We start from the raw sequence: 12,323 nt of genomic DNA on the forward strand, positions 1-12,323 counted from the left end.
TTATGTCAGTACTCAATATAACCAAAGAAAATTTCGATAAAGAAGTAATCGCAAGTCCCAAGCCGGTTCTTATAGATTTTTGGGCACCCTGGTGTGGACCCTGCCGTATGGTTTCGCCGATAGTGGATGAGATAGCCGACGAAAATACCGATATACTTGTGGGTAAGATAAATGTTGATGAACAGCCTGAACTTGCACAGGAATTCGGCGTAATGAGTATCCCCATGCTGGTGGTAATGAAGGACGGAAAAATTGTAAACAAGTCTGTCGGAGCGCGTCCGAAACAGCAGATACTTGAGCTTCTGAAATAATTATTCCGCCAGATTACGCAGCTTTTGTTTATCAACAACTGTAATGCCCTTGCGGCTCAATTCAACTATACCGTCAGAGGAAAACTGCTTTAACATTCTGGATACTGCCTCACGGGCGGAGCCCATGTATTTGGCAATCTGCTCGTGAGTCAGTTTTATCATATCGGAATTGTTTTTTGCGATTTCGTCCACAATAAAAACAGCAAGCCTTTTTTCAAGACTCATGAACATTATTTGCTGAAACGCCCACATTGCATCCGAAAAGGCACTTACGGCGCTTTCCAATGCAAATATCTTTGCGGACGGTACACGCTCGCATATGTCGGCAAAGGCACATCCGCCTATTACATGGCATTCGCTGTCCTCCTCGGCAGTGACAAAAACGTCAAATGTGATGCTTTGCAGGACACAGGAAGCGGAAAGAATGCAGATTTCGCCTGCAAAAAGACGGTACAAAGTTATTTCTTTCCCTTCGTCTGACAGCATATATATTCTGAGGCAACCGCTTTTTATGATTATTACACCTGTGCATTCATTTCCGTCGTGAATCGTTTTTCCTTTTGGAAAAACGAATGGTGCGGAGCTTCTGCAAAGAGTTTCCTTGTCAGCGTCGTTAAGCTCTTTCCAGAAGGGAAGATGTTCGCTGTAAAGCTGTTGGTGAGCAAAGACCTTCTCCATTTCTATCTCCTTTTGGGTATTGTTGTTTAAATTGATTTTTTGTTTTAATTATACCAGTAAATATCAAAAAAATCAAGATGTTCAATTGCGAAAAATATATTGACATTTTGGAAAAATGATGTATAATATAGTAGTGTAGATTTGACATTGGAGGTAATACTATGAAATATGTATGCGACGTATGTGGTTGGGAATATGACGAAGAAGTGGGCGATTCCGAGTACGGAATAGAAGCCGGTACAAAGTTTGAAGAATTGCCGGACGATTTTGAATGCCCGTTGTGTGGTGTTCCCAAAAGCGAATTTTCTGAAATAGAGTGAGAGGTGCAATATGAAAGAGAATTATACTGTCTGCAATTGCAAGAAGGTAACTTATAATGATATTGCCGATGCATTGCACAGCAATTCAAAATTCGAGGGCGTTCTTGAAGCATTTGAGGACGTACAGAAAATAACACATTGTTCCACGGGATGCGGCGGATGCCATCAGAAAGTTTTGGATATAATTTCCGAAATAATGATGGGCGCGTCACAAGCGTAACCCAAGAAATCGGCTTAGAGTGTTCTCCGAGCCGATATTTTTTGAATTTTGGTGACTTTGTCGCGTTATTTATACAGAAAATGTGTTATAATATATACATAAACAAGAAACTTTAAGGAGTACAATAATGAAGATTACGAACGATATAAAATATATTGGCGTAAATGACCATGCTGTTGATCTTTTTGAGGGTCAATACGTGGTTCCAAACGGTATGTCGTACAACTCATACGTCATTGTGGATGAAAAAATTGCTATTATGGATACCGTTGACGGCAGATTCGGTCATGAATGGTTGGATAATATTGAGAATACCTTGAGCGGAAAAAAGCCGGATTATCTTATAGTTCAACATATGGAGCCGGACCATTCTGCAAATATCCATAATTTTATGAAAGCTTATCCCGATGCCGTAATTGTTTCCTCTGCAAAGGCTTTTAATATGATGCAGGGCTTTTTCGGCACTGATTTTTCGGACAGACGTATTGTTGTGGGTGAGGGGGACACTCTTTCTCTCGGAAAGCATGTGCTTACCTTTGTTACGGCACCCATGGTTCACTGGCCTGAAGTAATAGTTACCTATGACAGCACGGATAAAGTTCTCTTTTCTGCAGACGGTTTTGGAAAATTCGGTGCGCTTGACGTTTCTGAGCCTTGGGCGGATGAGGCACGCAGATATTATATCGGAATTGTCGGAAAGTACGGCTCGCAGGTTCAGAGCCTTTTAAAGAAAGCCGCAGGGCTTGATATAAGCATTATTTGTCCGCTTCACGGTCCTGTGCTCAGCGAAAATTTGGGATACTATTTAAATCTCTACAACATCTGGTCGAGCTACGAGGCGGAAAACGATGGTATTGTAATTGCCTATACCTCTGTTTACGGTAACACAAAAAAGGCAGTTATGCTGCTTGCCGAAAAGCTTGAAGAAAAAGGATGCCCCCGCGTGATAGTCCATGATTTGGCAAGATGCGACATTTCCAAAGCAGTAGAAGATGCATTCCGCTACGATAAGCTTGTGCTTGCTACCACCACATATAATTCCGAGATATTCCCGTTTATGCGTGAGTTTATCAATCATCTCACGGAACGTAATTTCTCCAACAGAACCGTTGCTCTGATTGAAAACGGAAGTTGGGCGCCCAATGCCGCTAAGGTGATGAAGAGCATGCTTGAAAAGTCTAAAAACATTACCTTTGCCGATAATGCGGTAAAAATAATGTCGGCGCTTAACGAGGAAAGCTCAAAACAGCTTTCTGCTCTTGCTGAGGAGCTCTGCAAAGAATATCTTGCAAAGCAGGATTCTACCGCAAACAAAAACGACCTGACCGCCCTTTTCAATATCGGTTACGGACTTTACGTTGTAACTTCCAATGACGGTAAAAAGGATAATGGTCTCATTGTCAACACTGTTACGCAGGTTACGAATACACCTAACCGCATAGCGGTAACCATTAATAAGGAAAATTACTCCCACCATATAATAAAGCAGACCGGAAAAATGAATATTAACTGCCTTTCCACCGATGCACCTTTCTCGGTGTTTGAAACCTTTGGGTTCCAAAGCGGCAGAAATGTAGATAAGTTTGATGGTGTTGAAATACTCCGTTCGGATAACGGACTTGTTTTCCTCACCAGACATATCAATTCCTTCATGTCTCTTAAAGTAGAACAGTACGTTGATCTTGATACTCACGGAATGTTTATATGCTCCGTTACGGAAGCCCGTGTGATAACCAATGCAGAAACCATGACATACACCTACTATTACAATAATGTGAAGCCCAAGCCGGAAACTGAAGGTAAAAAAGGCTACGTTTGTAAAATATGCGGATATGTCTATGAAGGGGATAATCTGCCGGACGATTTTGTTTGCCCCCTTTGCAAACACGGAGCGGCGGATTTTGAACCTATTGCCTGAGTGTCTTAAGAGGTGAGCGGTATGCGAATGGTTCTTTTGACGGCTCTCGGAGTCGGCGGAGCCACTGTTGTGGGCTCTGTGATAGGATTTATTTTCAAAAAAATTTCACATAAATTTTCAGATATAGTTCTCTCTTTTGCGGCGGGTGTAATGCTTGCCGCAGCTGTGCTGGGGCTTGTATTACCTTCTGTTGAATACGGCGGTAAATACGGTCTTATAGTTACTGTGGTCGGGATTTTTGCAGGAGGCTTGTGCCTTAATCTTATTGATAAGCTGGTTCCCCATCTCCATAAGCTTATGGGAGCTGATACCGAAGCACATAATAATGCCAATATAAATAAGGTGCTTCTTTTCGTTACGGCTATTGCAATACATAATCTCCCGGAGGGTATCGCCGCAGGCGTGGGATTTGGTTCGGGTAATGCTTCCGAGGCATTGCTTATCGCGGGCGGTATTGCATTGCAGAATATCCCCGAGGGTATGGTTATAATCGGCCCCATGCTTGCCGCAGGAATACCTCCCGTACGCACATTTTTATGCGCGGCGGTAACAGGACTTGTTGAGGTTGTGGGAACGCTTTTGGGTTATTTTGCCGTCAGCCTTTCTTCGGCGGTGTTGCCCTTTGCGCTGGCGTTTGCGGGCGGAACGATGCTTTATGTAATAAGCGACGAAATGATTCCCGAAACTCACGCCCATGGCAACGAACGTGGCGCAACCTATGCACTTCTCACAGGATTCTGCCTGATGCTGGTTTTTGACATATTGCTTGGATAAACAAATTAAATAAAAAGAAGTTCAGAAGCATAGCTCCTGAACTTCTTTTTATGTGTTTGCAAATTATTTAAGAACCTTAAGATAATCCAGCACAGATAACACAATGCCGATAAACACATAAAGCTCAACAAGACCGCCGACAGCACCTATTATAACGCCGAGAATGGGTAAATGAGCAAGTATGCCGATAATTGCTCCTATTACTGCACCAACGACAACGTAAATAATAAGATTGATTACAAGAGCGGTGATGTTATTCTTTACGGTAAAGGAAAACGGAAAAAACTTTTTAAGCATATCCATTTTTAACACCTCTTTAACATAATATGTAGTACCGTGAACATTGTACCATAATAATCGAAAAAAATCAATACTATAACCGGATTTTGTCAATTTCTGTATTTTTTGCAGAAAGCACATTCCGGCTTGTCGCAAAGAGTGACGTTTTTATCCTCTTCAAAAAGCTTCATGCCTATTTCGTAGAGTGGTTTCAGCTCCATGTGGTACAGATAGCCCGCCACCAACGGCTCTTTTTGAATTTCAAGACCACGCGCCACTGCACGGTTGTAGAACTTGACCTTTGTTATGTCGGGTGTGTAAAAATCACGGCAACCGGGCAGATGCTTGTGTATCAGCTCGGTGTATACATTTCCGTCCTCTCGCTCTATTTGCACAATGGCATTTTGCAGATATTTTCCGTTTGCACGGTCTTCAAGAAAATGAATAAAGGTGTTTGATGCAGGAGAGCATCCGAAGAAAACAACCTTTCCGCCAAGTTCAAGCGCTTTTGCCATGGGACTGTTTTCGTCTGCCGGCGGGTCTAATAATCCTTGAGATGAGAGACAGTAATCAGCTTTGTCGCCAAACCCGCACCATGAGTGAGTGGAGTGAGCGCTTCTTTTCACGCCGTTGCGTCTCAATGCTGTCTGAGGGACAGAACCGGTCCAGACGGAATCAATATTCCGCGGAGAGTAGGGTCGGAAGTTGATGGATTTATTGTGTGTGCCGTCAAAGCCTGCAAATGAATAATTGAATGTGGGAAACAGTACAGCACCCTCTTTTCCTACTGCTTCGCAAAATGCATCGATTATGGTATTTTCGCCGCCCGTGACATGACCACATCCCGAAAGCGAGGAATGAACAAGAACAACGTCACCTTTTTTTATGCCGAATTTATCAAGAACGGTTTTTATATCATTCTTACCGATGGGGTTTTTATTTTGTATACTTATGTATCCGCAATCGGAAAGGTACAGCGTTGCATTGATAATGTTTCGTATTTCCTTTTCAGTCATCTCGGCGCCGTTTTCCCATATGGCTCCGGTGATAAGCTGAGCAAGGTCGCGCTTGCCGTCCATTGCGGAAAGAACTATACTAAACGGGCCGTAAAGTGAACTTGTGGGGAGAAGTCTTTTACCTTTTCTTGCTTTTATAAGGTCATAAGGCAAGCCGGTTGTAAGACGAGTGGGAATTATGCCGCGTGCGTATTCAAGCCACGGCGATGTCAGAGAGTCCTTTTTGACCTCGGGCATAGTCAGTGAGTTTACAGCGTCGCTGATTTCGGGTAAGTTTGCTATGTTGGCAAAATTCTTTATATGCCGTACTTCCGCTTCCATGAAGAATTTTATTCTGGATTCGGAATTGTCGGTCTTTGCTTCGTTGTTGATACGCTGCTGAGCAAGCTTTTGTGCTTCGTGCAAATAGTATTTGAGGTCATCCTTTGTTACCGAGGCTGTTTTATATAACCACAGCGCAATAAGCGACTGCATACGTTTTATCTTTTCTTCACTTAACAGTTCCATAGTCTGTGCTGAATTGTGCCAGTATTTGGGCAAGTTGGTAACATCTCTGATAGGCCATACGGTAGGTACACCTACTGTACTGTCGCCGAGAGACATATCGTCCATGTAATCGTAATGAGTTTCGGTGATAAGCTCTTTGCCGAACAGCTCGCCGAATGAACGGCATATAAGCTGAAGAATGTAATTGCCATAAAAGGGCGATGCCGCAGGAGTGAGCTGAAGTGCAATCTTGTCTTCGTGCTTCATTACAGGCATTGCATCTACATTTATAGCTCCCAATACTTTGTTGTGAAGAGCACCGCCGAAATAGTCTGCCACTGCCGCAAATCCGTACAATTCCATGGCAAACACAGCACGTACAGAGTACTCAAGCTGATTGCTTTCGGAAAGTCTTCGCACATCACGTAGTGCGTTGATAAGCGTCATGACACCCACGGAGTTGTCACTTGCAAGCGGTTCGTAGAGATGAGCAAAAGCCCAGACTTCCTTTTTGCTTTTTCCGGGAATCAAAGCTGTTACGGCATTGATTTCACCCTCATATCTTACGCCGTCCGATTCAACCAAAACCTCAACAGCACCCACGTTTACTGCATATCGCAGGATACGTCCGTTGGCGGGGGTGATGGCAAAAGCGATAAAATCACGGTCTTCGCACTGAACATGCCAGTGATATCCGTCATCCGTTGCGGCGCTGGACCAGTGGACAGCATGTTGTTCGTACTCAGCAGGGGAAAGATAATCTGTAATAAATCCCAAAGCACCCAGATCGAGAATTGCGGAAATAGTGCTTGAAGAAGGCTTTTTTTCGGACTCCAGGAGCACCAGCGTTCCCTTACAGTCAACTCCCGAAAATGCCTGCGCCTGGGTGATAACTCTTGTTCTTATACCACCCTCGGGAGTGCTGACAGAATGCTTTACCAAAGAAAAAGGCATCTTTTCATAGTCGGCGATTACCGGATCCTTTAATTCCTTCACTTCGGAAATAACAGTCAGCCTTCCCTTTGTGGCTTTCCAGGCGAGGGGAGTTCGCTTGTCCTGATAAACTGTTTTTCCGTCTGCGGGAAAGGTCAGCATTTGCGTATCAAAACCTTCGCTTTTCAGAAGATTATACACATAGTTCGCCGATTTTGCATAGCTCTCAAAGGTTTGCGGAAATTCCAGCTCATAAAGCTCTTTTGTATGCTTCATTACCCAGGAAGAATCGGAACAATCGTAAATATACTTTAAAAGGTCGGTCATAACAAACTCCTTATTATCAATAGAAGTATCATACGTGTAATTATACAAAAACTTCAATGAAAAGTCAATGCATATTTAAATATATACATACTGTATATTAAAAAATATGCTCGGCTTAAAATCGAAGCCGAGCATATTTTATTTACATGTATTATAAAATTTTGCTATCTCTTCCGGTACATCCACAAAGAAAAAAGTATCGGTTTTCATTTTTGCAACAGCCTTTTCCTGCAGTATCTCCGAACGGAATAAATAAGAAACAGCACCGTGAATTTCTCCGACAAAATAGTCTGTTCCCTCGTTGAGAACATCAATGGCACGGTCATATCTCTGTACTATTTTACCCTCAGGACGCACAAAATTGTGACGGTGGATACCTTTCATAGTAACATTGCCGTTTTCGTCGGTCATTTTGTAGGTCTGCATGCTATCCGTTAAAGCATAGCATGCATCTGCTACCTCTTCAAGTGCATGGAGAAAAGAGTTACTTTTGGTGCTGCATCCGAGAAGCAGTATTTTTGCTTTGTATGCGGGCAATTTGCGGTAAGGCGAATTTACTCCCATAGGGGTGTCGTCCTCTCCGTGATTTTTTACAAAATCAGCAGCATGCTTTCCCCTTGCGCAAACCGAGTGCGTGGGATGAAAGCTTCTGAGTACACCGGGATTGTGGCGGAACGTTTCGGCAATTTTACCTATACACACGGGGGTGTCGTTTACACTAAATTCCGAGTCCGCGTATGCTGTACTGTAAGTGAAAGCAGGGAAAAGAACTGTGCCCTCTTCGCCCACAACCTCGGTCAATGCGTCAATTACAGTTTGAGCACCGCCTTCTACATAGCCCATAGAACTCAGTGAGGAATGTACAATAACAGAATCACCTTTGTTAAGACCCAAAGAAATCAAATCATTGCAGATTGTTTTAAAAGAATTATTCATAGATTGAACCTCATAACATTAATTTATGCAATGAATATTATAACATATCCTTATGAAAACGTCAATCATTTTGCACTATAATTTTGCAAAAAAGTAATTCCTTGACTTTGTAGCTTTAACTCAGATATATAACTTTTTTTGTACGGCTGGACTCATATGCTGCAAGAATTATATCTACCGGCTTTTTACCCTCATAAATATCCACAACCGGAGGTCTGTCATCGCGAATGGCTTCCACCAGGTCGGCAAGCTGTTTTTTATGGTTTGTCGTGGCAAGAGCCGCGGGGTCGTTAAAGCTCTTGGTTCCGGAGCAGATGGTTGCGGAAGCCGGCGGTTCATATCCCTCAACGTCCCAGGTGGTGATAACAGCCTCGGTAAGTATAACAGTACCCTTCGTTCCGCTGATTTCCATTCTGCGCGGGTATCCGGGAGATACAGAGGTAGTGCCCTGTATTGTGCCGATAGCGCCATTTTCGTATTCAAGCACCAGATTTGCCGTGTCCTCGACCTCGATATCGCGTACAAGTGTCTTGCAGACACCGTACACTGATTTTACGGGGCCCATAAGATACTGCAGAATGTCAATGCCGTGTATGCCCTGATTCATGAGTGCTCCGCCGCCGTCCATTGCCCAGGTGCCTTTCCAGCTTGAAGATGAGTAGTACTCGGATGAACGATAATACTTCATATAAACATCGCCCAGTATAAGGTCTCCCAACGCACCGCATTCAATGGCATTTTTTACGTGATTTATTGCTTCGGAAAATCTAAACTGGGAAATTACCGCGCCTTTGACATTGTTTTTCTCGCAAGCGGCAATAACCTCGGAAATCTGTTCCTTTGTTATGGCAAATGGTTTTTCTACGGCAAAGTGCTTGCCCGCAAGAGCGACCTTGACGGCAATAGAGGCATGAAGCCCACTGGGAGTGCAAATACATACGGCTTCAATATCATCGCAGGCAAGCATTTCATCAACCGAATCAAATGTTCTGCAACCGTATTTTGCGGCAAATCTTGATGCGTTCTGTAAATTGACATCGGTAACACCGATAAGCTGTGCATCATCAATCCCGGTAATGCTGTCGGCGTGCCAGTTTGCAATGAGTCCGCAACCAATAATGCCAAAGCCGCATTTTTTATTCATAACGCCCGACATTATGCCATCTTAGCCAGGTCGGCAAGATTTACTTCAGCCGCCATCTTTTCACCCTTGTCAAGACGTTCGAGCTCTTCGCATACGTGAAGCGCAATTCTTCTCAGACCGTTTGTTGCGGTTCCTGCAATATGAGGTGTGAGAATAACGTTGTCAAGAAATCTCAGCTCGTTGTCTTCTGCGGGCGGTTCGGGATTGGTAACGTCAAGACAGGCAAATATTCTGCCTTTTTTAAGTTCATCAATAAGGTCTTGTTCGTTGATTATTGCACCGCGTGCTGTGTTGATAAGAACTGCACCGTCCTTCATGAGAGCAAGGTTGCCCTTATGTATCATGTCATTTGTAGCGGGAATGGAGGGAGCATGGATAGTTACAACATCGCTGACTCTCATAAGCTCATCGAGTTCAACCTTCTGAGCACCGATTTCGGCAATTTGCTCCGCGGAAAGGATAGGGTCGTACATAAGGATGTCAACATGGAAATTTTTGAGAAGCTTAACCATGTGACGGCCTACGTAACCTCCGCTGATAACACCTATTTTTATGTCATAAAAGTCGGTTACAACATTGACGTTTTCGCGCCAGATTTTGTTTTTGGTGTCGCGGCTGAGCTGATAGAACGCCTTGCAGGCGGAAATCGCAAAGCCCAGCGCGGTTTCCGCAACACCTTCGCCGATAGCGCAAGCGGAGCCGGTTACTCTGATTTTCTTTTCAATCAGTTCATCCGAAACAACGGGTTTTACGCTTCCTGCGGCATGAAGCACCGCCTTGAGGTTTGGACATGCATCAAGAATCTTTTGGTCAATTTTCGGAGAAGACCAGGAGGTAACAATTACTTCCGCGCCTTTAACAAAGTCCAGATAATCCTGTTCGTTTTCAAAGCCTTCTTTGTCGTATATGCAAAGCTCACCGCATTTTCTCATTCTTTCAAAATATTTATCGGAAAAAATGGTATTGCGGTATTTTTCATTTACCAATAAAGCTATTTTTTTCATTTTTTACTCCTTAATCTTTGTATGTAATTGCGGCACCTGTGCCGTATTTCTTTTCGAATTCGTAACCGTCAAATTTGTCGTTTTCATCCAACATATCGATGGATACCCATTGACCGTTCAGAGTGTCCCTGGATTTTTTGCCGCACAACATTGCGTGAGTGCAGTTTATAAGTGTTTCAACGTCTGTCATAATGTTAGACTTGCCGTTGAACTTTTTGTATATTTCACGCAGCATTGTAACGTAAAGCTGACTGCTGTCAACCACAATGCTGAATGTGCCTTTGGTGGTCATTATGTTTATGTGGAAAGGCTGCCATTTGCCTATGGTTATGTGGTATGTGCCCAGTATGCCGTTTTCAAATTGAACGTTGTAAACCTCGCACTTGAGTTCGGTATCGGAGGTTCCGACGTGCTTTGTTCTTACTGCCTTGGACTGAGCCAGAGCGGAAAGAATTTCCATTACGTGTATACCGTAGTTGAACTCATCCACACCGCAGGTGGCATAAATTGAAACTATTTCGCCTCTTTCTTCCACGGGCTTTGCGAGAAAGCTCTGGATTTCACTGCAATATCTTGCGGAAGATGATCCGTAGATAACAGCTCCGTTTTTAACAAGTACGCGAAGTCTTTCTATATCCTTCATGCTTCCGACAATAGGCTTGTCGATAAACACAGGTTTTCCTTTTTCAATAAATGGCATTGCCTGGTCAAGATGTTTCTCCCAGTTGCAGGACTGAATAAATCCTATATCAACCTTGTCAACCATATCGCCGATATTTTTAACTATGCCTGCAAGACCGAATCTGTTTTTAAACCATTCGGCTTCATCGTCGCCTCTGAAACTTTCCTTGCACATATATTCGTATTTCATGTCCATGCAATATTTCTCAAACTGTGTTGCAAATCCGAGCGGGTGGGAAACGTCAATGCTTACAAGACCTATTTTAATCATAATCATAATCCTTTCTTGATGTAAACGGTTTCACTCTTAAATTATACGACGATTGCTATGCTTTTTCAAGGTGTAAAATAGTCTTAATTTTTATGTAAAAAACAAATTGAACACAGGCTATTGACAAAGCGTCATAAAAAAGATAAAATTATAAAACAGACAGAAAGGGTGTGAGGTTTTTGGATAATTTCGGAATAGATATCCTGGAGTGTTTCCGTATGGATTACGAGGGGTATGGTGTCGCCCCCAAAAATTACAAAAAGTGCAGGCTTCATGCACACAGCTTTTATCAGTATTTGTATGTAGCTGAGTGCAACAATGCCGTTATTGCCATTGATAATGAGCTTATGCCGATAGTACCAAATGCACTTTATCTGATAAAGCCATCTGTTCAGCATGCCGTTTTCGGAAGACAGAAGCTAAAGACAATTGAATTGAAGTTCCATCTTAATAACCCTTATCTCGAAGACATAGCACGGATGCTTCCTGCCGTTCTTCTCACCCAGGGCTCACAGGTTGGAGATATACTCAGCCGTCTTATCAGTGAGTATAAAAATTCCTCATTTAACGACCCTATGTTTTATATAAAATTCTATGAACTTCTCCTTGTACTCAATCGCCTTGGCGGACTTGCGGACGGAAAATGCCTGAAATTCAAGGATTACATAACACTTTACAACGAGTCTCTCAGAAGTCTTATTTCCTTTATGTACGACAATTATTCAAGGCACATTTCGCTTGAAGAAATGGCAGGAATAGTTCACTTTGAAAAGAACTATTTTATAAAAGCATTTAAAAACGAGTTTAACTGTACCCCTATGCAGTTTCTTAATATCATACGTGCTAACCGCGCCATGAATCTTCTTGAATACACAGACAATTCCATAGAAACCATAGCGCGTGATACGGGATTTGCAAGCGTAGCGTCTCTTACTAATTTTTTTCGCACAAATTTCAATATAACACCTACCGAGCACAGGGTAAAGCATCGTGAGGCCATAAAACAAAAAAACAATACTGTCTGA

13 protein-coding genes are annotated in these 12,323 nt (G+C 42.9%); 6 read left to right on the plus strand and 7 right to left on the minus strand.

Annotated elements, in window-relative coordinates; translation table 11 throughout:
• Positions 1-2 precede the first annotated feature (2 nt).
• Positions 3-311: a thioredoxin gene (gene trxA, locus E7588_00345; protein MBE6687710.1), complete on the plus strand. Its 309-nt coding sequence runs from the start codon at positions 3-5 to the stop codon at positions 309-311.
• Here trxA and E7588_00350 read toward each other — a convergent pair whose 3' ends face one another.
• Entirely contained in the window at positions 312-989 is a 678-nt protein-coding gene (locus tag E7588_00350) for a Crp/Fnr family transcriptional regulator (GenBank protein ID MBE6687711.1), read from the minus strand. It abuts the gene before it with no gap.
• A 161-nt stretch (positions 990-1,150) separates the two neighbouring features.
• Between E7588_00350 and E7588_00355 the strand changes: the two genes are divergently transcribed.
• From E7588_00355 to E7588_00370, 4 genes are all read left to right on the plus strand, one after another.
• Positions 1,151-1,309 (plus strand): rubredoxin, encoded by a 159-nt coding sequence (locus E7588_00355; protein ID MBE6687712.1) that lies wholly within the window; start codon positions 1,151-1,153, stop codon positions 1,307-1,309.
• 10 nt (positions 1,310-1,319) lie between these two features.
• Positions 1,320-1,529: a (2Fe-2S)-binding protein gene (locus tag E7588_00360; protein ID MBE6687713.1), complete on the plus strand. Its 210-nt coding sequence runs from the start codon at positions 1,320-1,322 to the stop codon at positions 1,527-1,529.
• 127 nt (positions 1,530-1,656) lie between these two features.
• Positions 1,657-3,447 (plus strand): MBL fold metallo-hydrolase, encoded by a 1,791-nt coding sequence (locus tag E7588_00365; protein ID MBE6687714.1) that lies wholly within the window; start codon positions 1,657-1,659, stop codon positions 3,445-3,447.
• A 21-nt stretch (positions 3,448-3,468) separates the two neighbouring features.
• Positions 3,469-4,221: a ZIP family metal transporter gene (locus E7588_00370; GenBank protein ID MBE6687715.1), complete on the plus strand. Its 753-nt coding sequence runs from the start codon at positions 3,469-3,471 to the stop codon at positions 4,219-4,221.
• A 63-nt stretch (positions 4,222-4,284) separates the two neighbouring features.
• Here the strand turns inward: E7588_00370 and E7588_00375 are convergent, their stop codons facing one another.
• From E7588_00375 to E7588_00400, 6 genes are all read right to left on the minus strand, one after another.
• Positions 4,285-4,524 (minus strand): hypothetical protein, encoded by a 240-nt coding sequence (locus E7588_00375; protein ID MBE6687716.1) that lies wholly within the window; start codon positions 4,522-4,524, stop codon positions 4,285-4,287.
• 86 nt (positions 4,525-4,610) lie between these two features.
• Positions 4,611-7,262 carry a M28 family peptidase gene (locus E7588_00380; protein MBE6687717.1) on the minus strand — a complete coding sequence of 884 codons (2,652 nt, stop codon included), beginning with the start codon at positions 7,260-7,262 and terminating at the stop codon, positions 4,611-4,613.
• Positions 7,263-7,400: 138 nt separating this feature from the next.
• Positions 7,401-8,198, minus strand: coding sequence for an AAC(3) family N-acetyltransferase (locus tag E7588_00385; protein MBE6687718.1), 798 nt, complete (start codon positions 8,196-8,198; stop codon positions 7,401-7,403).
• A gap of 115 nt (positions 8,199-8,313) precedes the next feature.
• Positions 8,314-9,354: a Gfo/Idh/MocA family oxidoreductase gene (locus tag E7588_00390; protein MBE6687719.1), complete on the minus strand. Its 1,041-nt coding sequence runs from the start codon at positions 9,352-9,354 to the stop codon at positions 8,314-8,316.
• Complete coding sequence (locus E7588_00395) at positions 9,354-10,346, minus strand: hydroxyacid dehydrogenase (GenBank protein ID MBE6687720.1); 993 nt, start codon at positions 10,344-10,346, stop codon at positions 9,354-9,356. Before E7588_00395 ends, E7588_00390 begins: the two co-directional genes overlap by 1 nt.
• Before the next feature lie 10 nt (positions 10,347-10,356).
• Complete coding sequence (locus E7588_00400; protein MBE6687721.1) at positions 10,357-11,304, minus strand: hypothetical protein; 948 nt, start codon at positions 11,302-11,304, stop codon at positions 10,357-10,359.
• A gap of 173 nt (positions 11,305-11,477) precedes the next feature.
• On the opposite strand from E7588_00400, the gene E7588_00405 reads away from it, so the two are divergent.
• Positions 11,478-12,323 (plus strand): helix-turn-helix transcriptional regulator, encoded by an 846-nt coding sequence (locus E7588_00405; protein ID MBE6687722.1) that lies wholly within the window; start codon positions 11,478-11,480, stop codon positions 12,321-12,323.

This window comes from Oscillospiraceae bacterium (assembly GCA_015065085.1).
GTDB lineage: Bacteria > Bacillota > Clostridia > Oscillospirales > SIG627 > SIG627.

What these genes read in the sequence shown, in the direction of transcription:
- trxA (MBE6687710.1), top strand. Translation starts at nt 3, where the DNA reads ATGTCAGTACTCAATATAACCAAAGAAAATTTCGATAAAGAAGTAATC.
- E7588_00350 (MBE6687711.1), bottom strand. Translation starts at nt 989, where the DNA reads ATGGAGAAGGTCTTTGCTCACCAACAGCTTTACAGCGAACATCTTCCC.
- E7588_00355 (MBE6687712.1), top strand. Translation starts at nt 1,151, where the DNA reads ATGAAATATGTATGCGACGTATGTGGTTGGGAATATGACGAAGAAGTG.
- E7588_00360 (MBE6687713.1), top strand. Translation starts at nt 1,320, where the DNA reads ATGAAAGAGAATTATACTGTCTGCAATTGCAAGAAGGTAACTTATAAT.
- E7588_00365 (MBE6687714.1), top strand. Translation starts at nt 1,657, where the DNA reads ATGAAGATTACGAACGATATAAAATATATTGGCGTAAATGACCATGCT.
- E7588_00370 (MBE6687715.1), top strand. Translation starts at nt 3,469, where the DNA reads ATGCGAATGGTTCTTTTGACGGCTCTCGGAGTCGGCGGAGCCACTGTT.
- E7588_00375 (MBE6687716.1), bottom strand. Translation starts at nt 4,524, where the DNA reads ATGGATATGCTTAAAAAGTTTTTTCCGTTTTCCTTTACCGTAAAGAAT.
- E7588_00380 (MBE6687717.1), bottom strand. Translation starts at nt 7,262, where the DNA reads ATGACCGACCTTTTAAAGTATATTTACGATTGTTCCGATTCTTCCTGG.
- E7588_00385 (MBE6687718.1), bottom strand. Translation starts at nt 8,198, where the DNA reads ATGAATAATTCTTTTAAAACAATCTGCAATGATTTGATTTCTTTGGGT.
- E7588_00390 (MBE6687719.1), bottom strand. Translation starts at nt 9,354, where the DNA reads ATGTCGGGCGTTATGAATAAAAAATGCGGCTTTGGCATTATTGGTTGC.
- E7588_00395 (MBE6687720.1), bottom strand. Translation starts at nt 10,346, where the DNA reads ATGAAAAAAATAGCTTTATTGGTAAATGAAAAATACCGCAATACCATT.
- E7588_00400 (MBE6687721.1), bottom strand. Translation starts at nt 11,304, where the DNA reads ATGATTATGATTAAAATAGGTCTTGTAAGCATTGACGTTTCCCACCCG.